This is a genomic window from Micromonospora sp. DT81.3 (assembly GCF_049847225.1).
GTDB lineage: Bacteria > Actinomycetota > Actinomycetes > Actinomycetales > Microbacteriaceae > Microbacterium.
The window spans coordinates 128,961-155,765 of record NZ_JBNCNY010000004.1 but is presented as its reverse complement, the minus strand read 5'-3'; the positions used below and the strand labels follow the sequence as shown (position 1 = coordinate 155,765).

The 26,805-nt window shown below is 69.7% G+C and carries 26 protein-coding genes; 25 read left to right on the top strand and 1 reads right to left on the bottom strand.

Going from position 1 to position 26,805, the window contains the following annotated elements:
* Positions 1-17 precede the first annotated feature (17 nt).
* On the bottom strand, positions 18-356 hold the full coding sequence (locus ACPW96_RS10930; RefSeq protein ID WP_425883118.1) for a hypothetical protein: 339 nt from the start codon (positions 354-356) through the stop codon (positions 18-20).
* 170 nt (positions 357-526) lie between these two features.
* On the opposite strand from ACPW96_RS10930, the gene ACPW96_RS10925 reads away from it, so the two are divergent.
* The 25 genes from ACPW96_RS10925 (at position 527) to metK (ending at position 26,802) form a co-directional block, all read left to right on the top strand.
* Complete coding sequence (locus ACPW96_RS10925) at positions 527-1,804, top strand: replication-associated recombination protein A (RefSeq protein ID WP_425818635.1); 1,278 nt, start codon at positions 527-529, stop codon at positions 1,802-1,804.
* A gap of 183 nt (positions 1,805-1,987) precedes the next feature.
* Positions 1,988-2,617, top strand: coding sequence for a 30S ribosomal protein S4 (gene rpsD / locus ACPW96_RS10920; protein ID WP_425818330.1), 630 nt, complete (start codon positions 1,988-1,990; stop codon positions 2,615-2,617).
* 140 nt (positions 2,618-2,757) lie between these two features.
* A complete protein-coding gene (locus ACPW96_RS10915) occupies positions 2,758-3,075 on the top strand; it encodes an ATPase (protein WP_425818328.1) in 318 nt (105 codons plus the stop codon).
* Positions 3,076-3,151: 76 nt separating this feature from the next.
* Positions 3,152-5,818 (top strand): alanine--tRNA ligase, encoded by a 2,667-nt coding sequence (gene alaS / locus ACPW96_RS10910; protein WP_425883116.1) that lies wholly within the window; start codon positions 3,152-3,154, stop codon positions 5,816-5,818.
* A complete protein-coding gene (gene ruvX, locus ACPW96_RS10905; protein WP_425818324.1) occupies positions 5,815-6,291 on the top strand; it encodes a Holliday junction resolvase RuvX in 477 nt (158 codons plus the stop codon). Before alaS ends, ruvX begins: the two co-directional genes overlap by 4 nt.
* A 2-nt stretch (positions 6,292-6,293) precedes the next feature.
* Positions 6,294-7,865 (top strand): endolytic transglycosylase MltG, encoded by a 1,572-nt coding sequence (gene mltG, locus ACPW96_RS10900; RefSeq protein WP_425883114.1) that lies wholly within the window; start codon positions 6,294-6,296, stop codon positions 7,863-7,865.
* Positions 7,866-7,869: 4 nt separating this feature from the next.
* Positions 7,870-8,718 (top strand): shikimate dehydrogenase, encoded by an 849-nt coding sequence (locus tag ACPW96_RS10895; protein ID WP_425883112.1) that lies wholly within the window; start codon positions 7,870-7,872, stop codon positions 8,716-8,718.
* A gap of 4 nt (positions 8,719-8,722) precedes the next feature.
* A complete protein-coding gene (gene aroC, locus ACPW96_RS10890) occupies positions 8,723-9,940 on the top strand; it encodes a chorismate synthase (protein ID WP_425883110.1) in 1,218 nt (405 codons plus the stop codon).
* A complete protein-coding gene (locus ACPW96_RS10885; protein ID WP_425883108.1) occupies positions 9,937-10,449 on the top strand; it encodes a shikimate kinase in 513 nt (170 codons plus the stop codon). The genes aroC and ACPW96_RS10885 overlap by 4 nt, the downstream gene beginning before the upstream one ends.
* A gap of 21 nt (positions 10,450-10,470) precedes the next feature.
* Positions 10,471-11,547, top strand: a complete 1,077-nt coding sequence (gene aroB, locus ACPW96_RS10880; protein ID WP_425818314.1) for a 3-dehydroquinate synthase — start codon at positions 10,471-10,473, stop codon at positions 11,545-11,547.
* Positions 11,544-12,077 carry a GNAT family N-acetyltransferase gene (locus ACPW96_RS10875; RefSeq protein ID WP_425818312.1) on the top strand — a complete coding sequence of 178 codons (534 nt, stop codon included), beginning with the start codon at positions 11,544-11,546 and terminating at the stop codon, positions 12,075-12,077. Before aroB ends, ACPW96_RS10875 begins: the two co-directional genes overlap by 4 nt.
* A gap of 40 nt (positions 12,078-12,117) precedes the next feature.
* A complete protein-coding gene (aroQ, locus tag ACPW96_RS10870) occupies positions 12,118-12,576 on the top strand; it encodes a type II 3-dehydroquinate dehydratase (protein WP_425883106.1) in 459 nt (152 codons plus the stop codon).
* A gap of 108 nt (positions 12,577-12,684) precedes the next feature.
* Positions 12,685-13,245 carry an elongation factor P gene (gene efp / locus ACPW96_RS10865; RefSeq protein WP_425818308.1) on the top strand — a complete coding sequence of 187 codons (561 nt, stop codon included), beginning with the start codon at positions 12,685-12,687 and terminating at the stop codon, positions 13,243-13,245.
* 19 nt (positions 13,246-13,264) lie between these two features.
* Positions 13,265-13,675: a transcription antitermination factor NusB gene (nusB, locus tag ACPW96_RS10860; RefSeq protein ID WP_425818306.1), complete on the top strand. Its 411-nt coding sequence runs from the start codon at positions 13,265-13,267 to the stop codon at positions 13,673-13,675.
* A 72-nt stretch (positions 13,676-13,747) separates the two neighbouring features.
* Positions 13,748-15,322: a Rieske 2Fe-2S domain-containing protein gene (locus tag ACPW96_RS10855; RefSeq protein ID WP_425883104.1), complete on the top strand. Its 1,575-nt coding sequence runs from the start codon at positions 13,748-13,750 to the stop codon at positions 15,320-15,322.
* 161 nt (positions 15,323-15,483) lie between these two features.
* Entirely contained in the window at positions 15,484-16,032 is a 549-nt protein-coding gene (gene pyrR / locus ACPW96_RS10850; protein ID WP_425818302.1) for a bifunctional pyr operon transcriptional regulator/uracil phosphoribosyltransferase PyrR, read from the top strand.
* On the top strand, positions 16,029-16,988 hold the full coding sequence (locus ACPW96_RS10845; RefSeq protein WP_425818301.1) for an aspartate carbamoyltransferase catalytic subunit: 960 nt from the start codon (positions 16,029-16,031) through the stop codon (positions 16,986-16,988). Before pyrR ends, ACPW96_RS10845 begins: the two co-directional genes overlap by 4 nt.
* On the top strand, positions 16,985-18,292 hold the full coding sequence (locus ACPW96_RS10840; RefSeq protein WP_425883102.1) for a dihydroorotase: 1,308 nt from the start codon (positions 16,985-16,987) through the stop codon (positions 18,290-18,292). The genes ACPW96_RS10845 and ACPW96_RS10840 overlap by 4 nt, the downstream gene beginning before the upstream one ends.
* A complete protein-coding gene (locus tag ACPW96_RS10835) occupies positions 18,289-18,840 on the top strand; it encodes a hypothetical protein (RefSeq protein ID WP_425883101.1) in 552 nt (183 codons plus the stop codon). The genes ACPW96_RS10840 and ACPW96_RS10835 overlap by 4 nt, the downstream gene beginning before the upstream one ends.
* Positions 18,840-20,051 (top strand): glutamine-hydrolyzing carbamoyl-phosphate synthase small subunit, encoded by a 1,212-nt coding sequence (gene carA, locus ACPW96_RS10830; protein WP_425883100.1) that lies wholly within the window; start codon positions 18,840-18,842, stop codon positions 20,049-20,051. The genes ACPW96_RS10835 and carA overlap by 1 nt, the downstream gene beginning before the upstream one ends.
* On the top strand, positions 20,051-23,359 hold the full coding sequence (gene carB, locus ACPW96_RS10825) for a carbamoyl-phosphate synthase large subunit (protein ID WP_425883098.1): 3,309 nt from the start codon (positions 20,051-20,053) through the stop codon (positions 23,357-23,359). Before carA ends, carB begins: the two co-directional genes overlap by 1 nt.
* Complete coding sequence (pyrF, locus tag ACPW96_RS10820; RefSeq protein ID WP_425883096.1) at positions 23,356-24,225, top strand: orotidine-5'-phosphate decarboxylase; 870 nt, start codon at positions 23,356-23,358, stop codon at positions 24,223-24,225. Before carB ends, pyrF begins: the two co-directional genes overlap by 4 nt.
* Positions 24,218-25,135, top strand: coding sequence for a guanylate kinase (gmk, locus tag ACPW96_RS10815; RefSeq protein WP_425818289.1), 918 nt, complete (start codon positions 24,218-24,220; stop codon positions 25,133-25,135). Before pyrF ends, gmk begins: the two co-directional genes overlap by 8 nt.
* 80 nt (positions 25,136-25,215) lie before the next feature.
* Positions 25,216-25,473, top strand: a complete 258-nt coding sequence (gene rpoZ / locus ACPW96_RS10810) for a DNA-directed RNA polymerase subunit omega (protein ID WP_425818287.1) — start codon at positions 25,216-25,218, stop codon at positions 25,471-25,473.
* 135 nt (positions 25,474-25,608) lie between these two features.
* Positions 25,609-26,802, top strand: a complete 1,194-nt coding sequence (gene metK / locus ACPW96_RS10805; RefSeq protein ID WP_425883094.1) for a methionine adenosyltransferase — start codon at positions 25,609-25,611, stop codon at positions 26,800-26,802.
* Positions 26,803-26,805: the final 3 nt, after the last annotated feature.

The window sequence follows — 26,805 nt, the reverse complement described above, 5'->3', positions numbered from 1 at the left end:
ACGCCGGGGCGTTCCGCTCAGGGGGTCTCGGTGGGTCCCGGCACCGGCTCACCCGTGGGCGTCGCGCTCGGCGTGGGCGACGGCGACGTGGTCTGCGTCGGCGTGGGCGACGGCGACGTCGTCTGCGTCGGAGCGGGCTCCGGAGCAGCGGGGCCCACGGTGTAGTACAGGACCTGCGATCCGATGGCGCCGAGGATCAGGACGCCGGCGACGATTCCGGCCGTCCAGTTGTCGCGCGTGCGGCGGCGCTGCTGACCCTGGTGATAGGCGGCTCGCGCCTGATACAGACGTGCACGTTCTCGGGCGGCGCGGCCGGCGCGATCCTTGCCGCTGGGCGGCTTGCTGCCAGACGCCACGGGTCCTCCTCGGTGACACGGTGGTCCGATCGAACCGAGCAGAAGCCTACGCATCCCGTCCCGGCATCCCCAAACCGGTGCGCGGAGCGCGTGTCGGCGTCGGCGATTAGCCTGGGTGGGTGACGAGTCCCACCGCCCTCTTCCAGGGACAGACGCCCCTTGCGGTGCGGATGCGGCCGGTGTCGCTCGACGAGGTCGCAGGGCAGGCCCACCTGCTGAAGCCGGGATCGCCCATCACGGCGCTCGCCGATCCGAAAGCCGTCGCACCCGGTGCGGTGTCGATCATCCTGTGGGGCCCGCCTGGCACCGGCAAGACGACGCTCGCGCAGGCGATAGCCCGCTCGTCGGGCCGGCGGTTCGTCGAGCTCTCGGCCGTGACCGCGGGAGTGCGCGACGTGCGGGAGGTGATGCAGGACGCGCTGAATCAGCGTGACCTCTACGGTCACTCCACGATTCTCTTCCTCGACGAGATCCATCGCTTCACGAAGGCGCAGCAGGATGCGCTGCTCCCTGGCGTCGAGAACGGCTGGGTCATCCTCATCGCTGCTACCACGGAGAACCCGTCGTTCTCCGTCATCTCGCCCCTGCTCTCACGTTCGCTGCTGCTGACCCTCCAACCCCTCAGCGACGAGGACCTCGGCGCACTGGTCGACCGTGCCCTCGAGGATCCCCGCGGGCTGCACGGCACGGTGACCCTCGCGCCCGATGCGCGGGCGGCGCTCATCCGCCTCGCCTCCGGCGACGCGCGGCGGGCTCTCACCGCGCTCGAGGCGGCGGCCGGGATGGCGGCGACCGACGGCGAGGATGCACCGCTCGTCACGGCCGACATCGTGGCGCAGGCCGTCGATCGGGCGCTGCTGCGCTACGACAGGCAGGGCGACGAGCACTATGACGTGATCAGCGCGTTCATCAAGTCGATTCGCGGATCGGACGTCGACGCGGCCATCCACTACCTCGCGCGGATGATCGAGGCGGGGGAGGACCCGCGCTTCATCGCCCGCCGGCTCGTCATCTCCGCCGCGGAGGACATCGGACTGGCCGACCCGCAGGCGCTGCAGATCGCGGTCGCGGCCGCCGACGCCGTGGCCTTCATCGGGATGCCGGAAGGCCGCATCCCCCTGGCGGAAGCCACCGCCTACCTGGCGACGACGGCCAAGTCCAACGCCGCCTATCTCGCGGTCGACAAGGCGATCGCCGACGTCCGAGCCGGCAGGATCGGCCGCGTGCCGGTCCATCTGCGCGACGCGCACTACGCCGGTGCGAAGCGGCTGGGGCACGGCAAGGGCTACAGATACCCCCACGACACCGACATCGGTGTCGTCGCGCAGCAGTACCTGCCGGACGAGCTGCGGGGGACGCGCTATTACGAGCCGACCAACCACGGCACGGAACGCGACATCCAAGCCCGGCTCGACAAGATCCGCCGCATCCTGGACGGTGAGCGGTGAACGCCGCCGCCGCACGGGCGGAAACGCCCGATCTGGTAGACTGAACCGGCTCGAAACGGATTTCGAGCATCCTCTCACCCCCACACCACTTTTCGATGCGCCCCGGCGTGCGCCCGAAACTGCAGGGGAGAGCGATACGTCCGTGAGCCGCGAACGACGCGGCCACGTCATCGAAAGGTTCTCGTGTCGACCAAGTCACGTACCCGCAGCAAGACCCGCCTCTCCCGCGCGCTCGGAATCGCCCTCACCCCGAAGGCCGCCAAGTACCTCGAGAAGCGCCCCTACGCTCCCGGTGAGCACGGCCGCACCAAGCGCAAGCAGGACAGCGACTACGCGGTCCGCCTGCGTGAGAAGCAGCGCCTGCGCGCCCAGTACGGCATCCGCGAGAAGCAGATGCGCAACACGTTCAACGAAGCCCGTCGTACCGAGGGCCTGACCGGTGAGAACCTGGTCGAGCTGCTCGAGATGCGTCTGGACTCGCTCGTGCTCCGCTCCGGCTTCGCCCGCAGCACTTCGCAGGCGCGCCAGCTCGTCGTGCACCGCCACATCCTGGTCGACGGCCAGCTCGTCGACCGCCCCTCCTTCCGCGTGAAGCCGGGTCAGCTGATCCACGTCAAGACCAAGAGCGAGGGCACCGAGCCGTTCCAGGTCGCCGCCGCCGGTGGTCACGCCGACGTGCTGCCCCCCGTTCCCGGCTACCTCGAGGTCGACCTTCCGACGCTGCAGGCACGCCTTCTGCGCCGCCCCAAGCGCGCCGAGGTTCCCGTGACCTGTGAAGTCCAGCTCGTCGTCGAGTACTACGCCGCGCGCTAGCACTTCGACAGGCTCAATGACCGGAAGGTCGCAGAGCAGCCGAGAGGCGCCGGGGGCAGACCCCCGGCGCCTCTCGTGGTTTCGGCCTACGATGGACGGATGCCGCGATCAGGCGGCCCGGATGCTCGAGGATGGGTGACATGAAGAACGCTCTCTGGTTTCTGATCGGTGTGATCGGCGGCTTCGCAGCGGCGCACCTGATGAGCAAGGATCCGCGCGGGAACGAGCTGCTCGCCGACATCGACGCGCGCATAGCCGAATTCACCGACCGCGTGTCCGATGCGTACCACCTGCAGGAGGCCAAGTTCGGCGGCCTGCTCAGCGACGTTCAGGATGCCGCCTCCGACGCCATCGAGTCCGCCAAGGACGCCGCCGCCGAAGCCGTGCAGAAGGCGCAGGCGCTCGCGGCCGACGCCGGGAACGCCGCAACCCAGTCCTCAGAAAAGCTCGCAGACTGACCCTTCGCGCATCCAACCCGCAGCTCCGGACGACCCCGGGGAGCGGGAGCGCCCGCATGCAAGGAACACCTGACCGATGAAGACCGCGGAGATCGCGAAGCGCTACCTCGACTACTTCGAGAAGAACGGCCACGTCATCGTGCCGAGCGCATCGCTCGTCAGCGATGACCCGACCCTCCTGTTCACGGTCGCCGGAATGGTGCCCTTCATCCCATTCCTGAGCGGGAATGTGCCGCCGCCGTACGCGCGCGCCGCCGATGTGCAGAAATGCATCCGCACGAACGACATCGAAGAGGTGGGCAAGACGCCCCGCCACGGGACGTTCTTCCAGATGCTCGGCAACTGGTCGTTCGGCGACTACTTCAAGGAGGGCGCGATCACCTTCGCGTGGGATCTTCTGACGGGGTCGGAGGCCGACGGAAAGCTCGGCTTCGATCCGAAGGACCTCTGGGTCACGGTGTACGAGGACGACGATGAGGCGATGGAGCTGTGGAAGCGCATCGCCGGCCTCCCGGAGGATCGCATCCAGCGTCTCGGAAAGGAGTCGAACTACTGGCACACCGGAACGCCCGGTCCCGCCGGCCCGTGCTCCGAGATCTTCTTCGACCGCGGACCGGCATATGGCGTCGACGGCGGCCCGGCGACGGATGACGACCGGTACGTGGAGATCTGGAACCTCGTCTTCATGCAGTACGCGATCGACAACGTGCGATCCAAGGTCGACTTCGACATCCTCGGCGACCTGCCCGACAAGAACATCGACACCGGCATGGGTCTGGAGCGCGTCGCGTTCATCAAGCAGGGCGTCGACAACATGTACGAGACCGACCAGGTGCGGCCGGTGCTCGACCGAGCGGTCGCCCTTTCCGGCAAGACGTACGGGGCCGATCATGAGGACGACGTGCGCTTCCGCATCGTCGCCGACCATGTCCGGTCATCCCTGATGCTGCTCTCCGACGGTGTCACGCCGTCCAACGAGGGGCGCGGCTACATCCTGCGCCGCCTGATGCGCCGCGCCATCCGCGCCATGCGCCTCCTCGGCGTTGACGGTCCGACGTTCCCCGAGCTCTTCACGGCGTCGCGCGATGCGATGAAGGAGTCCTACCCGGTGGTCGGCGACGACTACGCGCGCCTCTCCGCGTACGCGTACGCCGAGGAGGAGACCTTCCTCCGCACGTTGGCGTCCGGATCGACGATCCTCGACACCGCGCTCGAGCTGACGAAGGATGCCGGCGGCACGACGCTCGCGGGGGACGAGGCCTTCCTGCTGCACGACACCTACGGATTCCCGATCGACCTCACCCTCGAGATCGCGGAGGAGGCCGGGCTCACAGTCGACCGCGCCGCGTTCGACACGCTGATGCAGGAGCAGCGCGCTCGGGCGAAGGCCGACGCGAAGTCGCGCAAGCGTGCGCTGGCGGACCTGAGCGTCTACCGGGACTTCCGCGCTCAGGGCGAGACGGTCTTCACCGGATACAGCGACCTGGAGACGGAATCGGCGGTGCTCGGCCTGCTCGTGGACGGTCAGTCCGTCAACCGGGCTGCACAGGGTCAGATCGCCGAGGTCATCCTCGGCCAGACCGCGCTGTACGCCGAGTCCGGAGGCCAGGTGGCCGACAAGGGAACCATCGTCGGCCCGGGCTTCGAACTCGAGGTGCTCGACGTGCAGAAGCCGATCCAGGGGCTCATCAGCCACACGGTCGAGGTGACGCGCGGCGAGGTCGGCGTCGGCCAGCCGGCGACATCCGTCGTGGATGCCGCCAACCGGCGCGCCGCTCGGCAGGCGCACTCCGCGACGCACCTGGTGCACGCCGCGCTGCGCGACACGCTGGGCAAGGGCGCGACGCAGGCGGGGTCCCTCAACCGCGCCGGCTACCTGCGCTTCGACTTCACCTGGGGTCAGGCGCTCTCGCCCGAGACCCGCACCGAGATCGAGGAGATCGCCGGCAACGCCGTGCGCGACAACCTCGAGGTGCAGACGCGCATCGTCTCGCTCGACGAGGCCAAGGAAGCAGGCGCGATGGCGCTGTTCGGCGAGAAGTACGGCTCCGAGGTGCGCATGGTGGACATCGGCGGCCCCTGGTCGCGCGAGCTCTGCGCGGGCACCCACGTCTCCTCGAGCGCCGAGATCGGCCTGATCAGCCTGGTGGGCGAGTCCTCGGTCGGCGCCTCGAACCGCCGCATCGAGGCACTGGTCGGCCAGGACGCGTTCCGCGAGCTGGCGGCGGAGCGCGCCATCGTCTCCCAGTTGAGCTCCGCGCTCAAGACGCCGCGCGACCAGCTTCCCGGCCGCATCGCCGAGCTCGCCGCGAGCCTCAAGGCGGCCGAGCGCAAGATCGCGGCCTACGAAGCGCGGGCACTCGCGGAGCGGGTTCCCACCCTGGCCGGACAGGCCGTCCCGGTGGGACGGTTCCAGTTGGTCGCGGACCAGGTGGGCGCCGTGGCCTCGCAGGATGATCTGCGGTCTCTCGTCACCTCGGTGCGCGATCGCCTCGGCCACGCACCGGCGATCGTGGCGCTCGGCGGCCAGATCGGCGGCCGGCCCGTCGTGATGGTCGCGACGAACGACGAAGCGCGGAAGGCAGGCGCGAAGGCGGGTGCTCTCGCGAAGCTCGCCGCCGCGACCCTCGGCGGCGGCGGGGGAGGGCGCGATGACATCGCGCAGGGCGGCGGCGCGGATGCCTCGGCCCTGCCGGCCGCGCTCATCGCTGTGCGCGACGCGCTGGGCAAGACCGCGGCGTGAGCGGATTCCGGCGCGGCGCGCGCCTCGGCATCGACGTGGGCAAGGCCCGAATCGGCGTCGCTCGCAGCGACCCGGACGGCATGCTGGCCACCCCCGTCGAGACCGTCGCGCGCGCCGTGGGCGACCCGATCGCGCGCATCCGCGAGCTCGCGGGCGAGTACTCCGCGGTCGAGCTCGTCGTCGGGCTTCCGCTGAACCTCAAGGGCGACGAGACCCTCTCGACGGTCGACGCCCGCCAGTTCGCCGAGGCCCTTGCGGCGGCATCCGAGATACCCGTGCGCATGGTCGATGAGCGTCTCAGCACCGTGAGCGCGAATTCCGTTCTGCGCGATGCGGGACGTTCTCAGCGATCCTCTCGTAGCATTGTGGATCAAGTGGCGGCGGTCGTGCTTCTTCAGCACGCCCTCGACACCGAGAAGCAGACCGGGCGAGCACCCGGTCTGCCCGTACCGCCCAGCCAGGAGCCCGCCTGACCATGCCCGATCCATCGTCAACGTCCGACGATCCGTTCTCCGACCTCTACGGGAAGCTTCCCGATCCGAAGGAGCGGGAAGCCCGTGTGGCTGCGGACGAGCGCGACGCCGACGGGGGAGTGGCAGGCGCCGCAGACGGTGGAGACCCACTGGGCGACGGCCGTTCGCCGGCCGGCGGCGGCGCGCGGGGCCCTGCGCCCGACGCGCCCGTCTCGCGACGCGCCGCTCGACTGGCCTCCACCACTCCCTCCGCGACGATCCCCGCGGCGTCCTCCGTGCCTGCATCCTCTTCGGTGCGCCCGGATGACGACCCGTGGGTCGGACCGCCGACGCTCGCCATGAGCGCCGTTCCTCAGGCTCGGGGCCCACAGGCGGCGCGGGCTTCCGAGACCCTCGGAACTTCGGCCGCTGTGGCGCAGCCCACGATCGACGAGCTGTTCAGCGCGGAGGCGCACGAGGTCCACGCCGACCCGCCCGCGGCGAAGCGCCGCAAGCGACGCGGTGGCTGCCTGATCGCGCTGGTGATCTTCGCGCTGTTCGTCGGCGGCATCGTCGCGGCGGGGTTCTGGGTCTGGAACACCTACGAGGACAACATCCGCGAGGTCATGGGCTGGGAAGAGCCCAAGGACTACGAGGAGGGGCTCGCCACCGGGGAGGCGCTGCTCACCATCGATTCGGGCGACGGCGGCCAGGCGATCTCCCAGTCGCTCTACGAAGCCGGTGTCACGAAGACCCCCGAAGCGTTCTACTCCATGCTGATCGCGCAGCCCGAGCAGCCCGTCTTCTATCCGGGCGTCTACCGGCTGCAGCAGAAGATGACCTCGGCGGCCGCCCTTACGGCACTGCAGGATCCCGCCAGCAAGCTGGAGAACTCGGCACTGCTGCGCGAGGGCCTCACCGTCGAGCAGACGCTCGTGGAGCTGTCGGAGGGGATCGGGCTGCCGATCGAGGACTTCCAGGCGGCCGTGACCGATCCGGCCGCGTACGGCGTGCCGGCTGACAGCCTGGAGGGCTGGCTCTTTCCCGCGATGTACACCTTCGATCCGGGTGTCACCGCTCCGCAGGTCATCCAGACGATGGTGGACCGCACGATCGCGTCTCTCGACGCGGCCGGAGTGCCGGCGGAGCAGCGCCAGGAGGTCCTGATCAAGGCCTCCATCATCCAGCGCGAGGCCCGTTTCCAGCAGGACTTCTACAAGGTCGCCCGGGTGATCGAGAACCGGCTGAAGCCCGACAACCAGGAGACCTTCGGTCTGCTGCAGATGGACTCCACGGCGCAGTACGGCTTCGACGAGATCGACGACGGCACCGTCAGCACGTCCGCCGAGGCGCAGTTCGACGACAACCCGTGGAACACCTACGTGCACCCCGGTCTGCCGATCGGACCCATCGCGAATCCGGGCGATACGGCGATCGACGCGGCCATGCACCCGGCGGACGGCCCATGGCTGTACTTCGTCACCGTCAACCTCGAAACCGGTGAGACCGTGTTCACCGACAACTTCGCGGACCACGAACGGGCGATCGAGCAGTGGACCCAGTGGTGCGAAGATCACCCGGACTCCGGGTGCTGACCGAGTGACGCCCCCGCCGACCGGGACGCGCCTGGCCGTCTGGGGCGACCCCATCGCCCACAGCAGGTCGCCCCAGCTCCACGGCGCGGCGTACGCCGTGCTCGGGCTCGATTGGACGTACGAGCGGCGACGGGTCGACGCGCGGGAGTTCGACGCCGCGCTGGCCGAGCTCGGCCCGCAATGGCGGGGTCTGTCGGTGACGATGCCGCTCAAGGAGAGGGCCTTCTCCGCGTCGCCCACCCGTGATCGCCGTGCCGAGCTGACGGGCGCCGTGAACACACTGCTGCTCGGCGACGAAGACGGACCGCGGGGCTTCAACACGGATGTCGGCGGCATCGTGGGCGCTTTCGGCGATCGCGGCGTCGAGCGGGTGGAGGCGGCCAGGGTCATCGGAGCGGGCTCCACGGCATCCTCTGCGGTCGTCGCCCTGCAGGAGATGGGCGCGCGGCAGATCGAGGTCGTGGCGCGACGCCCCGACCGTGCTGCGACACTCGTGCACCTCGGCGATGCGCTGGGCACGCGCGTGAGCATCCATCCGCTGTCGGGCACCGTCGGGCGACCCGTCGACGTGACGGTCGCCACGCTTCCGAGCGGCACCGAACTGCCGGGGAGCTTCGCGGACGTCCTCGCGGAGGGCGGCGGAGCGCTGCTGGATGCCGCGTACGCGCCGTGGCCGAGCCACCTGGGCACGGCATGGGAGCGCCGCGGCGGTGCGCCGATCTCGGGTGTGGAGATGCTCCTGCACCAGGCGCTTCTGCAGGTGCGCATCTTCGTCACGGGCGACGTCGAGGCGCCGCTTCCGGACGAGCCCCTGGCGCTCGCCGCGATGCGCGCGGCACTCATGGGAGACTAGACGAATGCTCCGCGTGCTCACGGCCGGCGAATCGCACGGCCCGGAACTCGTCGCCATCATGGAGGGCCTTCCCTCCGGCGTCCCCATCTCCGCCGACGCCGTGCGCGCCGACCTCGCCCGGCGCAAGCTCGGCTACGGCCGGGGATCGCGCATGAAGTTCGAGGAGGACGAACTGTCCTTCTCGGGCGGCGTTCTGCACGGATTCAGCATCGGCAGCCCCATCGCGCTCCGCATCGCGAACACCGAATGGCCCAAATGGGTCGAGGTGATGAGCCCCGAGCCTCTCGAGCTCACGGAGAAGTCGCGCGGCAGGGGAGCACCCCTCACCCGCCCCCGTCCGGGGCACGCCGACCTCGTCGGCATGCAGAAGTACGGCTTCGATGAGGCCCGACCGATCCTCGAACGCGCCAGCGCGCGAGAGACGGCCGCCCGGGTCGCGCTCGGCGCCCTGGCCCGCGCATTCCTCGGCGAGCTGGGCATCACCCTCGTCAGCCACACGCTCTCCATCGGCCCCGTTCGCGTTCCCGACGACGCCGCCCTTCCGCGGCCGGAGGACGTCGACGCGCTCGACGCCGACCCGCTTCGGTGCTTCGATGCCGAGACGTCGGCCCGCATGGTCGAGGAGGTCGACGCGGCCCGCAAGGACGGCGACACCCTCGGCGGCATCGTCGAGGTGCTGGCCTACGGGCTGCCGCCCGGCCTCGGCTCGCACGTGCACTGGGATCGCCGGCTCGACGGCAAGCTCGCCCAGGCGCTGATGAGCATCCAGGCGATCAAGGGCGTGGAGGTCGGCGACGGGTTCCTGACGACGACCCGCCGGGGGTCCGCCGCACACGATGAGCTCTTCGCGACCGACGGCGGAATCGCGCGTGCCTCCGATCGAGCGGGCGGCACCGAGGGCGGCATGTCCACCGGAACCGTGCTGCGCGTCCGCGCAGGGATGAAGCCCATCGCCACCGTCCCGCACGCCCTCCGGACGGTGGATGTCGCCACCGGCGACACGGCATCCGCCCATCACCAGCGATCGGACGTCTGCGCCGTGCCGGCCGCAGGCGTCGTCGCCGAGGCGATGGTCGCGATCGTGCTGGCCGAAGTGGCGCTCGAGAAGTTCGGCGGGGACTCCGTCACGGAGACCCGCCGCAACCTGCAGTCGTACCTCGCGAGCATCCCGGACACCCTGCGCACCCTCACCGGCAGCGACGCGGCGCTCGCCGGGGCATGACCCCGCTTCAGCGCGCGCTCGTGCTGGTCGGCCCGATGGGCGCCGGCAAGTCGAGCGTCGGGAGGCGGGTCGCCAAGGGCCTGGGCGTCGGATTCTTCGACACGGACGTGGCGATCGTGAGGGCTCACGGGCCCATTCCCGAGCTCTTCCGCGCGCGGGGCGAGGCGCACTTCCGAGCCCTCGAGCGCGCCGCGGTGCGAGATGGTCTCGCAACGAACGGCGTCGTCGCGCTCGGGGGAGGGGCGGTGCTGGATGCCGACACCCGGGCGGACCTCGCCCCGCACGACGTCGTGCTGCTCACGGTCGAGCCCCGCGTCGTGGCCTCGAGACTGCGGGACACCACACGGCCCCTGCTCCAGGGCAGGGACCCGATCGCGGAATGGACGCGCATCAGCGAGGAGCGCGCACCACTGTACGCGGAGGTGGCCGACGCCACCTTCGACACCTCGCACGGACCCCTGAGCGCCGTGGCCGACGCCATCGTCGCCTGGGCCCGCTCGAGGCGCTGACCGACCAGAAGTGAGAGACGAATGAGCGACACGACCACGATCGCAGTGACGAGCGGGGCGGGGTATGAGATCACGGTCGGCCACGGCGTCCTCTCGACGCTGGGCGCGGTCCTTCCACCCGCCGCGCGCAAAGTGCTCGTCATCCACCCCCCGACGCTCGCCGCCCAGGCCGAGGAGCTGAGGGCGTCGCTGAGCGGCGACCGCGAAGTGCTGCTGGCGGAGATCCCGGATGCCGAGGCCGGCAAGCGGATCGAGGTGGCGGCCTTCTGCTGGCAGGTGCTCGGGAAGGCGGACTTCACGCGCACGGATGCGGTCGTCGGCTTCGGCGGTGGAGCGGTGACGGACCTCGCCGGCTTCGTGGCTGCCACGTGGCTGCGCGGTGTGGCGGTGGTGCAGGTGCCGACGACCGTGCTCGGGATGGTCGATGCGGCCGTCGGCGGCAAGACCGGGGTCAACACCGCCGAGGGGAAGAACCTCGTCGGCGCGTTCTGGGCTCCGCACGCGGTGCTCTGCGACCTGGACGTGCTCTCCACGCTCTCGCGGAACGAGGCGGTCGCCGGCTTCGCCGAGGTGGTCAAGGCCGGCTTCATCTGGTATCCCGAGATCCTCGATCTGGTCGAGGCCGATCCTGCGGAGGCGACGGATGTGACCTCGGCCTCGTTCCGCCGGTGCATCGAGCTGGCCATCGACATGAAGGCCCGCGTCGTGAGCGACGACTTCCGCGAGGCCGGCCTTCGCGAGGTGCTCAACTACGGGCACACGCTGGGGCATGCGATCGAGCACGCGGAGCGGTACCGCTGGCGCCACGGCGCCGCCATATCGGTCGGCATGGTCTTCGCCGCCGAGCTTTCGCGCCTCGCCGGGCGGCTCTCGGATGCCGCGGCGCAGAGGCACCGGGACGTGCTGGACTCGCTCGGGCTACCAACCGCCTACGGCGCGGGCAGATGGCCGACGCTGCTCGCGACCATGCAGCGCGACAAGAAGAGCCGCGGCGGCCTGCTGCGCTTCATCGTGCTCGATGACATCGCCAAGCCCACGGTTCTGCAGGCTCCGGACGAGTCGCTCCTGTTCGCCGCCTACCAGGAAGTGGCGGGGTGAGCAGCCTTCTGGTCCGGCGCATCTTCGCCGACGAGTGGCGCGCTGTTCGCGCACTGCGGCTGGAGTCCACAGCGGACCCCGACGCACCGATCGCCTTCCTGGAGAGCCACGACGAGGTCGCCGCGCGCCCCGACGACTTCTGGCGCACGCGCGCCGCGACGGGGGCGGAGAGCGAGGTCGCCGCGCAGTTCGTCGCGGTCGACGCCGACGAGTGGGTGGGCAGCCTGTCCGTGATCATCCGGGCGAGCGGAGAGGCGGACTACTTCGGCAGGATCGCGGACGATCGTCGCGCCTTCGTCGTGGGGGTCTATGTGCGGCCTCAGCGACGAGGCTCCGGCGCGGTCGACCTGCTGCTGACCGCTGCGGCCGAATGGGCGATGGGGCTCGGGCTCGACCGGCTGCAGCTCGACGTGCATCGCGACAACCCACGCGCACAGGCGGCCTACCGCAGGGCGGGATTCGAGCCCACCGGCGAGACCCTCTCCGGCCCGATCGGGCCGGAGATCGTCATGGCCCGCTCGCTGCCATAGGGCTCCACCCCGACGGCGGCGGCGCTGGTATCGTGCGAACGTGACGACTCCCCGGCGCCTGCTCCTGGTCAACGGACCGAACCTCAACCTCCTCGGCACGCGGGAGCCGGAGCTCTACGGCACCGAGACGCTCGCCGATGTCGAGGCCCTCGTATCCCGGACCGCCGGCCGGTTCGGGTTCGACGTCGAGGCAGTGCAGAGCAACCACGAGGGCGTGCTGATCGACGCCATCCACTCGGCTCGCGAGACATGCGCGGGCATCGTGATCAACCCGGGCGGACTGACCCATACCTCGATCGCTCTCCGGGATGCCCTCTCCGGTGTCGCGCTGCCCGTCGCCGAGGTGCACATCTCCGACATCCACGCGCGCGAGGAGTTCCGCCACCATTCCTATGTGCGGGATGTCGCATCGGTGCACGTCGTCGGCGAGGGTGTGCAAGGGTACGCAACCGCCGTGCGGCTGCTCCTCGACGTGATCACGGGCCGCGCCGACGGCTGAACCTCAGGCCCGGCTCGGGAAGACCGGTAGACTCGAGGGTCGGCGCGCTTGAAAGCCACCTCGCCGATGCTTCGACAAGATCAGCAACCGAAAGAAGAACTCCAGGCCATGGCATCCACCGCAGACATCAGGAACGGCGTCGTGCTCAGCATCGACGGTCAGCTTTGGAACGTCATCGAGTTCCAGCACGTCAAGCCCGGCAAGGGCGGCGCGTTCGTTCGCACGAAGCTCAAGAACGTGGTCTCGGGCAAGACCGTCGACCGCACCTACAACGCCGGCGCCAAGATCGACATCGAGAACGTCGACCGCCGCGACTTCACCTACCTGTACAACGACGGCGAGGGCTACGTCTTCATGGATGTCGCCGACTACGACCAGCTCACCGTGCCGGCCACGGTCGTCGGGGACGCGGCCAACTTCCTGCTCGAGAACCAGCAGGTGCAGATCGCGCTGAACAACGGCAACCCGCTGTACGTCGAGCTCCCGGCATCCGTCGTTCTGGAGATCACCTACACGGAGCCCGGTCTGCAGGGCGACCGCTCGTCGGCCGGCACCAAGCCCGCGACCGTCGAGACCGGATACGAGATCCAGGTGCCGCTGTTCCTCGAGACCGGCACCAAGGTGAAGGTCGACACGCGAACGGGCGACTACCTCGGGCGCGTGAACTGACGCGGCGGGTGCTGTTCAGATGAGTGCTCGTTCGAAGGCGCGCAAGCGCGCCCTCGACATCCTGTTCCAGGCCGATGTCCGCGGTGACGATGTCGGTGTGACGCTCGCGTCGGAGGCGAAGCGCGCCGCCGCCGAGCCCGCGCGCGAGGCCTCGTGGCTGTACGCCCGCGAGATCGTGGACGGCGTGATCGATCACCGCGACGAGATCGACGAGCAGATCACGACGCACAGCCGGGACTGGAAGCTCGAGCGGATGCCGGCGGTCGATCGCGCGCTGCTGCGCATGGGCGTCTGGGAGGTCCTCTTCAACGACGAGGTCCCCACGGCCGTCGCGATCGACGAGGCTGTCGAGCTCGCGAAGGAATTCTCGACGGACGATTCCGGCGCCTTCGTGCACGGCGTCCTCGCGCGCGTCGCCCGCACGAGCTGACGGGCCGCCCGGCGCGGACGGTCGCCTCGCTGGGTACCCCTGCCTACACTCGAACCTGAAGGGAGCACATCCATGCGGATCACAGGCCTCGGCCATGCCGGCATGTTCATCGAAACCCTCGGCGGGAGCATCCTCTGCGACCCCGTCCTCGGGCCGACCTTCTTCGGGTCGTGGTTCCCGTTCCCCGACAACCGAGGGCTCGACTGGGAGCGCTTCGGCAAGGCGGACTTCCTGTACGTTTCGCATCGCCACCGGGATCACTTCGACCCCGCCCTGATGGAGCGCTACATCCCGAAGGACATCAAGGTCCTGCTGCCGGACTACCCGACCGATGACCTCGAGCAGGATCTGCGGCGGCTCGGCTACGACAACATCATCTACACGCAGGCCGGCGTCCCCCTGCAGTTCGGGGACCTCAAGCTCATGGTCACCCCGCTCCGCGCGCCGAGCGACGGCCCGATCGGCGACTCGTCGCTGAGCGTCGACGACGGCACCGCGAGCATCCTGAACCAGAACGACTCGCATCCTCTCGACCTGGAGAAGCTGCTGTCCTTCTCCAAGCCTCAGGCGTACTTCACCCAGGTGTCCGGCGCGATCTGGTGGCCGATGGTCTACGACCTGCCGCAGGACGCCAAGCAGAACTTCGCCAAGCTGAAGCGCGACGCACAGGACAAGCGGGCGATGTACTACATCGAGAAGGTGGATGCCGAGCACGTCTTCCCGATGGCCGGGCCCCCGATGTTCCTGCGGGAGGAGCTCTTCCGGTACAACGGGCACGGGCTGGAAGGCGACGCGATCTTCACCGACCAGCGGCAGTTCCTCGCCCACATGAAGGAGCATCGACCCGATCAGAAGGGCTACGAGTTCCTGCCGGGCACCGTGGTCGAGCTGAACGACGGCGACCTCTCGGTCACGCAGACGCTCTACACGGATGCCGAGATCGACCGGATCTTCGACGACAAGTGGTCATACCTCGCCGAGCAGCGGGACTCGCGGCAGGCGGAGCTCGCGGCGGAGGAGGCCTCCCGGGCCCCGGTGCTGCCACCGGACGAGATGCTCGCCGCGCTCAAGGAGTGGTGGGAGCCGCTGCTGCGCCGCGGCCGCATCTTCCGGGAGGGCGTCGGCGGACCGGTGCGATACACGATCGGCGACCTCGACATGGTCGTGGACTTCCCCAAGGCGAAGCTGCGGGAGTACGCGGGGGAGGAGACCGGCTACTGGTTCACCATCCCGGCCGACCTGGTCTCGACGAACATCCGCGACCGCGAGATCGACTGGTCGAACTCGATCTTCCTGTCGATGCAGTTCCAGGCGGGCCGCGTCGGCAAGTTCAACGAGTTCATCTACACCTTCATGAAGTGCCTGTCGCGCGACCGGATTGAGTACGTCGAGAACTGGTACGCCGAGCAGTCGGACGTGTCGGAGGACGTGCAGCTCGGCGACTGGGTCGTTCAGCGCCGCTGCCCGCACCTTCGGGCCGACCTGTCCAAGACCGCCAAGATCGAGGACGGCGTGCTCACGTGCAGCCTGCACGACTGGAAGTGGGACTTGGCCAGCGGACGCTGCCTGAGCACGCACGGGCATCCCATCCGCTCGCGCACCGCCGAGGACGCCCTCACCCGCGAGGCGGCGCAGCCGGCCGCGTGACGCCGTGCAGGCGGCGCGAGAATCGGTCGAGCGTCCGAGACTCTGTGCGGCGCGGAGGTTCTCGGTCGCCGCACTGATTCTCGGCGAGCGACGAGCCGAGATAGGCTGAGACAACCAGCAACCTTTAACACCGTCCCGTGAGGCGGAGAAGGGAGCGGCGGATGAGCACGCGAACCGTGCTGCACGAGGCCGACATAGCCCGGGCCCTGACTCGGATCTCGCACGAGATCCTGGAGTCCAACAAGGGACCCGCGGGTCTCGTCCTCCTCGGCATCCCCACTCGGGGCGTCACCCTGGCACGGCGCATCGCCTCCCAGATCGAGCTGTTCGGCGACGAGCCGGTGCCGTGCGGCGCGCTGGATGTGACGATGTACCGCGACGACCTGCACCGCAACCCCACCCGTGCGCCGCAGCGCACCGACATCCCGGACGGCGGGATCGACGGCAAGGTCGTGGTGCTCGTGGATGACGTGCTGTTCTCCGGTCGCAGCATCCGGGCCGCCCTCGATGCGCTGCAGGACATCGGCCGGCCGGCGGCCGTGCGGCTCGCCACCCTCATCGACAGGGGGCACCGCGAACTGCCCATCCGGCCGGACTTCGTCGGCAAGAACCTGCCCAGCGCCCGCGACGAGCGGGTGCAGGTGCGGCTGCGCGAGACCGACGGCGAGGAGTTCGTGTCGATCGCAGCGGAGGGGACGATCGAGTCATGAGGCACCTCCTCGACACCAAGACGCTCTCGCGCGAGGATGCCCTCGGCATCCTCGACATCGCCGAGGACATGGCCGACACCCAGTCCCGCGAGGTCAAGAAGCTGCCGACGCTGCGCGGCAAGACGGTTGTGAACCTGTTCTTCGAGGACTCGACCCGCACCCGCATCTCGTTCGAGGCCGCCGCCAAGCGCCTGAGCGCCGACGTGATCAACTTCGCCGCCAAGGGCTCGAGCGTGTCGAAGGGCGAGAGCCTGCAGGACACCGCTCAGACGCTGCAGGCGATGGGGGCGGATGCCGTGGTGATCCGGCACGGCGCCTCCGGCGCACCGCGCACCCTGGCCTCCAGCGGCTGGATCACCGCCGGGGTGGTCAACGCCGGCGACGGCACCCACGAGCACCCCACTCAGGCCCTGCTGGACGCCTTCACGATGCGCAAGCGCCGGCACGGGGCGGCGAGCCGCGGGCGCGACCTCGAGGGCCTGCGGGTCACCATCGTCGGCGACATCCTGCACTCTCGCGTCGCCCGCTCGAACGTGTGGCTGCTCGATGCCCTGGGCGCCGAAGTGACGCTGGTCGCTCCGCCGACACTGGTGCCGCAGGATGTGTCGGCGTGGCCGGTGCGGGTGGTCTACGACCTCGACGAGGCGATCGCCGCCGATCCCGACGCCCTCATGATGCTGCGCATCCAGCTGGAGCGGATGAACGCCGCCTACTTCCCGTCGGAACGCGAGTACGCGAGGCGATGGGGTCTCGACGCGGGTCGGCTGGCGATGCTGCCCGCGGATACGATGGTGATGCACCCCGGTCCCATGAATCGCGGGCTCGAGATCTCATCGGATGCCGCCGACTCGCCGCGCTCCACGGTGCTCGAGCAGGTCGCGAACGGCGTCTCGGTGCGGATGGCCGTGCTCTATCTGCTGCTCACTGGCGACCTGACGAACGAGGGGGGACGATGAGCGAGACGCTCCTCATCGCAGGCGCGCGCATCGAGGGCGGCGACGCCGCCGATCTGATCGTCGAGGGCGGCCGGATCGTGGAAGCGGGCACCGGGCTCTCACGCGCCGGCGCGACGCGCATCGACGCCGACGGACTCGTGGCGCTTCCCGGGCTGGTCGATCTGCACACGCACCTGCGCGAGCCGGGCTACGAGGTGTCGGAGACGATCCTCTCCGGCACCCGCGCGGCCGCCGCCGGAGGATTCACCGCCGTCTTCGCCATGCCCAACACCTCACCGGTGGCTGACACCGCCGGAGTCGTCGAGCAGGAACTCGCCCTCGGTGAGGCAGCCGGCTACGCGACGGTGCAGCCGATCGGCGCCGTGACGGTCGGCCAGAAGGGCGAGCGACTCGCCGAACTCGGCGCCATGGCGTCTTCCCGCGCGCGCGTTCGCGTCTTCAGCGATGACGGCTTCTGCGTCTGGGATCCGCTGATCATGCGGCGAGCGCTCGAGTACGTGAAGGCCTTCGACGGCGTGATCGCCCAGCACGCCCAGGACCCGCGCCTCACCGAGGGCGCCCAGATGAACGAGGGCGCCGTGTCGGCCGAGCTCGGGCTGGCCGGCTGGCCGGCGGTGGCCGAGGAGTCGATCATCGCCCGCGACGTGCTGCTGGCCGAGCACGTCGGCTCGCGCCTGCACGTCTGCCACCTCTCCACAGCGGGCTCGGTGGATATCATCCGGTGGGCCAAGAAGCGCGGCATCCGCGTGACCGCGGAGGTGACCCCGCACCACCTTCTGCTGAACGAGGAGCTCGTGCGCGGCTACGACGCCCGGTACAAGGTCAACCCGCCGCTGCGTCGCGAGGAGGATGTGCTCGCCGTGCGGGAGGGCCTCGCCGATGGGACGATCGACATCGTCGCCACCGACCACGCTCCGCATCCCTCCGAGCACAAGACGTGCGAATGGCCGGCGGCCGCCAACGGCATGGTGGGGCTGGAGAGCGCCCTGCACGTCGTGCAGACGGCCGTCGTCGACACCGGGATGCTGTCGTGGGCCGACGTCGCGCGCGTGCTGTCGAAGACGCCGGCGCGGATCGGACTGCTGGACGGTCACGGCACCCCTCTCGACGTCGGTCAGCCCGCCGAGCTGACGCTCTACGATCCGCGCACCACGAGCGTCTTCTCGGCATCCGACCTGCACGGCCGCAGCAGGAACTCGCCCTACCTCGGCACCGAGCTGCCTGGTCGCGTCGTGTGGACGATCCACCGCGGGGCGCCGACCGTCGCCGACGGCGTCCTCGCCGAGCACGGGGTGCGCGCATGACGCGCGAGGCCGCCGTGCTGGTGATGGTCGGTGTCGCGCTGCTCGTCCTCGTCGCCATGCTGTGGGGCTGGCGTCGCCGGAGGGGCCGCGACGCGGGTCTGCAGGCGCCGCTCGGCGACATCCCCGCCGGCGCGGAGGTGCTGGCGACCGCCGAGGGCCTGTACGTGGCGACGACCGCGCACGACAGGCCGCTCGACCGCCTGAGCATCCGCCCCCTCGCCTTCCGCTCGCGGGTCACGGTCACCGTGACGAGCGCCGGTGTCGCGCTGGACATGCCGGGCGCCCCGCGGGTGTTCGTCGCCAGGGACCGCCTCCGTGCCGTCGGCCGGGCCACCTGGACCATCGATCGGGTGGTGGAGCCCGGCGGACTTCCCTTTCTCGCCTGGGAGGTCACCGACGAGGTGACCGCCGACAGCTACTTCCGCGTGCAGGATGCCGACCCGGCGACGGTGCTCGATGCCATCGCGCAGCTGCTGCCTCCCGGCGGAACCCCACCGATCACCGACGCCTCTCGCCGCGCCGATCAGCCCCAGACGGGACAGGAATAATGACCTCCGCCTTCGCAGCCTCCCTCCGCAGCCCCGAACCCGCCGTGCTCGTGCTCGAGGACGGCACCCGCCACAACGGCCGCGCCTATGGCGCGCGCGGCACGACGGTCGGCGAGGTCGTGTTCGCAACGGGGATGACGGGCTACCAGGAGACGCTGACCGATCCCTCGTATGCCGGGCAGATCGTGCTGCAGACCGCACCGCACATCGGCAACACCGGGATGAACGCCGAGGACGAGGAGTCGCGGCGGATCTGGGTCTCGGGGTACATCGTGCGCGACCCGTCCCGCATCGTCTCGAACTGGCGGTCGGAGGAGTCCCTCGACGACGCGCTCGTCACCGACGGCGTCGTGGGCATCAGTGGCATCGACACCCGCGCCGTGACGCGCCACATCCGCTCGGCGGGCAGCATGCGCGGCGGGATCTTCTCGGGGGATGCGGCTGCGCTGAGCGCCGACGCCCAGCTGGCGCTGGTCGCCCAGGCACCGAACATGGCCGGGCTCAACCTCTCGGCATCCGTCTCCGTGCCGGCCGCGGAGGTGACGGCGGCGACGGTTCAGAAGATCGGCAACCTCGCCGTACTGGACCTCGGCGTCAAGCAGGCCACGATCAACAATCTCGCCGCCCGGGGATTCGACGTGCACGTGCTGCCGCAGGACGTGACGCTCGAGCAGCTGCTCGCGATCGAGCCTGTCGCGGTGTTCTACTCGAACGGCCCCGGCGACCCCGCCGCGAGCGATGACCATGTCCAGCTGCTGCGGGGCGTGCTGGATGAGAAGCTGCCGTTCTTCGGCATCTGCTTCGGCAACCAGCTGCTCGGGCGGGCGCTCGGCTTCGGCACGTACAAGCTGCCCTTCGGCCACCGCGGGATCAACCAGCCGGTGCTCGACAAGCAGACCGGACGCGTGGAGATCACCGCGCACAACCACGGCTTCGCCGTCGACGCGCCCCTGGAGGGCGTCACCGACAGCCCCAACGGCTACGGGCGGGTGGAGGTCAGCCACGTCGGGCTCAACGACAACGTGGTCGAGGGCCTTCGCGCCCTCGACATCCCGGCCTTCTCCGTGCAGTACCACCCCGAGGCCGCCGCAGGACCGCACGATGCCAACTACCTCTTCGACCGCTTCGCCGAGCTCGTGCTGACCACAATCGATGAGCGCCCGCAGCGAGACCAAGCGTCAGCGACCGACCTCTCCGAGGGGAACAAGTAATGCCCAAGCGCGACGACATCGCCAGCGTGCTCGTCATCGGCTCCGGTCCCATCGTGATCGGCCAGGCGGCCGAGTTCGACTACTCGGGCACACAGGCGTGCCGCGTGCTGCGCGAGGAGGGCGTTCGCGTCATCCTCGTGAACCCCAACCCGGCGACGATCATGACCGACCCTGACTTCGCCGACGCGACGTACGTCGAGCCGATCACCTGGCAGGTGCTCGAGACGATCATCGCGAAGGAGAAGCCCGACGCGATCCTTCCGACCCTGGGTGGCCAGACGGCGCTGAACGCCGCGATCGAGCTGCACAACCACGGGATCCTGGAGAAGTACGACGTCGAGCTGATCGGCGCCAACTTCGAGGCCATCAACAAGGGCGAGGACCGCCAGATCTTCAAGCAGCTCGTGCTCGACGCGGGGGCGGATGTCGCGGCCAGCCGGATCGCGCACACCATGGACGAGTGCCTCGCCGCCGCGGAGGAACTCGGCTACCCGCTGGTCGTGCGCCCGAGCTTCACGATGGGCGGTCTCGGCTCCGGCTTCGCGTACGACGAGCGCGACCTGCGCCGCATCGCCGGCGCGGGCCTGCACGACTCGCCGACGCACGAGGTGCTGCTGGAGGAATCGATCCTCGGATGGAAGGAGTACGAGCTCGAGCTCATGCGCGACACCGCCGACAACACCGTGGTCGTCTGCTCGATCGAGAACGTCGACCCCGTCGGCGTGCACACGGGCGACTCGATCACGGTGGCGCCCGCGCTCACGCTCACCGACCGCGAGTACCAGAACCTGCGCGACATCGGCATCGACATCATCCGCGCCGTCGGCGTCGACACCGGCGGCTGCAACATCCAGTTCGCGGTCAATCCCGCCGACGGCCGCGTGATCGTCATCGAGATGAACCCGCGGGTGTCGCGCTCGTCGGCGCTCGCTTCCAAGGCCACCGGCTTCCCGATCGCCAAGATCGCCGCGAAGCTCGCCATCGGCTACCGGCTCGATGAGATCCCGAACGACATCACCAAGGTCACGCCGGCGAGTTTCGAGCCGACGCTCGACTACGTCGTCGTGAAGGTCCCGCGCTTCGCGTTCGAGAAGTTCCCCGCCGCCGACACGACGCTGACGACCACCATGAAGTCGGTCGGCGAGGCCATGGCGATCGGGCGCAACTACGCGACGGCGCTGCAGAAGGCGCTGCGCTCTCTGGAGAAGCGGGGATCGAGCTTCCACTGGGGGGACCCTTCGACAGGCTCAGGGACCGGCGATCTGACGGTCGACGAGCTGATCGAGATCTCCAGGACCCCGACCGACGGGCGGATCATCGCCGTGCAGCAGGCGCTCCGTCTCGGCGGAACCGTGGAGCAGCTGTTCGAGGCCACCGGCATCGACCCGTGGTTCCTCGACCAGATCGTGCTCATCAACGAGGTGGCCGAGTTCGTGCGCGCCGCCTCTGAGCTGGATGCCGACACCCTCCGCATCGCGAAGGAGCACGGCTTCAGCGACGTGCAGGTCGCGCAGCTGCGCGGCACGGGAGAGGCCGAGATTCGCGGCCTGCGGCACGGCTTGGGCCTGCGCCCCGTGTACAAGACGGTCGACACGTGCGCGGGGGAGTTCCCCGCACTCACGCCCTACCATTACTCCAGCTACGACTTCGAGACGGAGGTGGAGCCGTCGGACCGCCGCAAGATCGTCATCATCGGCTCCGGCCCCAACCGCATCGGGCAGGGCGTCGAGTTCGACTACTCGTGCGTGCAGGCATCGTTCGCGCTTTCCGACGCCGGGTATGAGACCGTCATGGTCAACTGCAACCCCGAAACGGTCTCGACGGACTACGACACCAGCGACCGCCTGTACTTCGAGCCGCTCACCCTGGAGGACGTGCTCGAGGTGCTGCACGCCGAGGGCGCCTCGGGTGAGATCTACGGCGTCATCTGCCAGCTCGGCGGGCAGACGCCGCTCGGCCTCGCCAAGGGCATCGAGGAGGCGGGCTACCGCATCCTGGGCACGAGTCCCGAGGCCATCGACCTCGCCGAGGAGCGTCAGCTGTTCAGCGACATCCTGGATGCCGCCGGCCTTCTCGCGCCGCGGCACGGCACCGCCATCGATGTGCACGGAGCGGTCAAGGTGGCCGAGGACATCGGATATCCGATACTCGTGCGGCCGAGCTTCGTGCTCGGCGGCCGCGGCATGGAGATCGTCTACGACACCCAGTCGCTGCGCGACTACTTCGTGCGCACGGCCGGTGAGGTGATCGTCGGCCCCGGGATGCCGCTGCTGGTCGACCGCTTCCTGGACGACGCCATCGAACTCGACGTCGACGCCCTCTACGACGGTTCGGAGCTCTACATCGGCGGAGTGATGGAGCACCTCGAAGAGGCCGGCATCCACTCGGGCGACTCCAGCTGCACGCTCCCGCCCATCTCGCTCGGTCGCACCGAGGTCGACCGCGTACGCGACGCCACGCTGGCGATCGCGCAGGGCGTCGGCGTGCAGGGCCTGATCAACGTGCAGTTCGCGATCAGCGCCGGCGTGCTCTACGTCATCGAGGCGAACCCGCGCGCCAGCCGCACGGTGCCCTTCGTGTCCAAGGCGCTCGGCATCCCGCTCGCCAAGGCCGCCGCCCGCATCATGGCCGGGTCGACGATCGCCGAGCTCAAGGACGAGGGGCTCCTGCCGGTCATCGACGGCTCCCGGGTGCCGCTGGACTCGCCGGTGTCGGTGAAGGAGGCGGTGCTGCCCTTCAAGCGATTCCGCACGAAGGACGGTCAGACGGTCGACTCCGTGCTCGGCCCCGAGATGCGCTCCACCGGAGAGGTCATGGGCATCGACCGCGACTTCCCCCGCGCGTTCGCCAAGAGCCAGGAGGCCGCGTACGGCGGCATGCCCCTCTCGGGCACGGTGTTCATCTCCGTCGCCGACAGCGACAAGCGCGCCGTCATCCTGCCCGCGCACCGGCTGCAGGAGCTCGGCTTCACGCTCGTCGCGACCGAGGGGACGGCCGAGATCCTCGCCCGCAACGGCATCGCGGTGCAAGTGGTCAACAAGTACAGCGCCACCCTCGAGTCCGGCGCCACGAACATCGTGGACCTGATCAACGCCGGCGAGATCGACATCGTCGTGAACACGCCGAGCGGTCGGTCGGCGCGCGCCGACGGCTACGAGATCCGCGCCGCCGCCGTGGCGGCCGACAAGGCGCTCTTCACGACCATGGCCGTGCTCGGCGCGGCCGTGAGCTCGTTCGACGCCGTCCGCGCCGGGTACGACGTCAAGAGCCTGCAGGAGTACGCGGTGGAGCGGGCGGCACGCCTATGAGCGGCGCCCCGGCGTTCGGCATGAGGGTGCGCGAGGTACTGGCGAGCACCGGACCGCTGTGCGTCGGCATCGATCCGCACGAGCGGCTGCTGACCGAGTGGGGACTGGATGCCTCGGCGGCCGGCGCCCGGGAGTTCGGCCTGCGGGTGGTGGATGCCGCGGCCGGCCGGGTCGGCATCGTCAAGCCGCAGGTCTCGTTCTTCGAGCGCTACGGATCCGCCGGCTTCGCCGCGCTCGAGGACGTGCTCGGCGCGGCCCGCGCGGCCGGCCTGCTCGTGATCGCCGACGCCAAGCGCGGCGACATCGGCAGCACCATGGAGGCGTACACCCGTGCGTGGCTGACCCCCGGGTCCCCGCTCGAGGCCGACGCCATGACGGTGAACCCCTTCCTCGGGATCGGAGCGCTGGCCGATACGTTCCGCTTCGCGCTGGAGAACGGCAAGGGCATCTTCGTGCTGGCGGCCACGAGCAACCCGGAGGCCGTCGGTCTGCAGCGCGCCGTGCTCTCCCCGGAGGATGGATCGGCCGTCGGCCGGACGGTCGCCGCGCACATCGTGAGGGAGGTCTCGGCCTTCAACGCCGCCGCGACGCCCGACGGCGCGTGGGCCGGCATCGGCTTCGTGATCGGCGCCACGGTCGATAGAGGGCTCGCCGGCCTGCCCGAGACGATCAGCCCGGTGGCTCCGATCCTCGCGCCGGGGTTCGGCCACCAGGGCGCCCGCCCGGAAGAACTCGACAGCCTTTTCGGACCCACCGCGCCGTCCGTCATCGCATCGGAGAGCAGAAGCCTGCTGTCGTCGGGTGCTGATGGGATGGCGGCGGCAATCGATACCCGCGTCAAGCAGTACAGGAGCACCCATGGCTGACGGCCAGCGACCACCCGAGGTCGACCGTGTCGCCGCATCCCGCAAGGCCGTCGCCGCCCGCCGCGCGCGCGCGAGCCTCAAGCGCGACGTCACCACCCGCGTCGTCTCGCCTCAGGAGCTGCTCCGGCGTGCATACGCCGACCCGTCGTCCCCGGCGGGAACGATGCGCGTCACCGAGTTCCTGACCAGCATCCCGGCCATCGGCGAGGGCAAGCGCGACCGCATCCTCGACGCCCTCGACATCTCCCCGGTCAAGCGGCTCGGCGGGCTGGGCGCGCGGCAGCGCCGCGATCTCGGCCGATGGCTGAATGACCGCCTGCCCGAACCGGGGCCCCGCCCCGGCCGCAGCCGGCTGATCGTGCTGGCAGGACCGACGGCCGTCGGCAAGGGGACCGTCGCCGCATACATCAAGCAGCATTTCCCAGAGATCCATCTGTCGGTCTCGGCGACCACGAGGCCGCCCCGCCCCGGCGAGGTGCACGGCGAGCACTACTTCTTCGTCGACGACGCGGAGTTCGACCGCCTGATCGAGTCCGGGGCGCTGCTCGAGCACGCGACCGTGCACAACAAGTACCGCTACGGCACGCCGCGGGAGCCGATCGAGAGGGCTCTCGCCGCGCAGCAGACGGTGCTGCTGGAGATCGACCTGCAGGGCGCCCGTCAGGTGCTCGAGGCCGAGCCCTCCGCGACGCTCGTGTTCCTGCTGCCTCCCAGCTGGGACGAACTGGTGCAGCGGCTCATCGGCCGCGGCACCGAAGACGCCGAGGAAAGGGCCCGGCGGCTGCGCACCGCACGAACCGAATTGGCCGCTCAAGGGGAGTTCGACTACCGCGTCGTGAACGACGACGTCGCCTCCGCGGCCCGCGAGGTCGTAGAATTGGTGCAGGCGCACGCGCGCAACGCCTCCTGAGCTCCGTCCCAGGGCGTCGCGCGCGCACAACTCGCCGCCGCTTCTCACCGACATCCGTCACGTACACAGGAGGTTTCGCCATGGCCGGAACGAAGAACCAGGGCATCATCGACCCGCCGATCGACAACCTTCTGGACAAGGTCGACTCCAAGTACCAGCTGGTCATCTACGCATCCAAGCGCGCGCGTCAGATCAACGACTACTACTCCGACCTGCACGAGGGAAACCTCTTCGACAACGTCGGTCCGCTCGTCGATTCGTCCGTCGAGGACAAGCCGCTGACCATCGCGCTGCACGAGATCAACGAGGACAAGCTCCGCCTCCGCCACATCGAGTAGCGTGCTGCGGCGCGCACAGCGTCACACAGCTGCATCCGGGCACCGCCATGTCGGTGCCGGGGGGCATACTGGTGCGGACCCGCACCCGAACTCGAGCCCGCCCCGGCGGCTGAGCCGGGCCAACCTGGAGCATCGATGACAGAGCTGCGCCTGTTCACCTCGGAGTCCGTCACCGAGGGACACCCCGACAAGATCTGCGACCAGATCTCCGACAGCATCCTCGATGCGATCCTCTCCGAGGATCCGCTCGGTCGAGTGGCGGTCGAGACGCTGGTCACCACCGGCCTGGTGCACGTCGCCGGCGAAGTGTCGACGCGCGCATACGTCGAGATCCCCGCCATCGTGAGGGCGGTGGTGAACCGCATCGGCTACACGTCGAGTGACACGGGCTTCGACGGCGATTCCTGCGGGGTCAGCGTCTCGATCGGCGCGCAGTCATCCGATATCGCGGCCGGGGTCGACAAGGCGTTCGAGCGCCGCGAGGGCGGATCCATCGATCCCCACGACGAGCAGGGCGCCGGCGATCAGGGCATCATGTTCGGCTACGCGACGACGGAGACCCCGCAGTTCATGCCGATGGCCTCGTGGACCGCGCACCGCATGGCGGAGCGCCTCGCCGAGGTTCGCCGCTCGGGGGCGCTGCCCTTCCTCCGGCCGGACGGCAAGACGCAGGTCACGCTCGGCTACGACGGCCAGGTTCCCAAGACCGTGGATTCGGTCGTGCTGTCCACTCAGCACCACCCCGACATCTCGCAGAAGGCGCTCCGGGCCGCGGTGCGCGCGGAGGTCATCGACCCGGTGCTCGAGTCCACCGGGCTCGAACTTCCCGATGTCAAGTTCTACATCAACCCCGCCGGCCCGTTCGTGACCGGCGGACCCAAGGGGGACGCCGGGCTCACCGGGCGCAAGATCATCATCGACACCTACGGCGGGGCGTCACGGCACGGGGGCGGGGCGTTCAGCGGCAAGGACCCCTCCAAGGTCGACCGCTCCGCCGCATACGCGATGCGGTGGGTCGCGAAGAACGCCGTCGCCGCCGGCCTCGCCGACCGCCTCGAGGTGCAAATCGCCTACGCCATCGGCAAGGCGAAGCCCGTCGGCGTGTACGTCGAGACGTTCGGGACCGGTCACCTCGACGACGACGCCATCACCCGAGCGATCCTCGAGGTATTCGACCTGCGCCCCAAGGCGATCATCGACCGGCTCGACCTGCTGCGCCCCATCTACGCGCAGACGGCCGCTTACGGGCACTTCGGCCGCGAGCTGCCGGACTTCACCTGGGAGCGTCTCGACCGCGTCGACGAGCTTCGCGCGGCCTCCGGGCTCTGACGA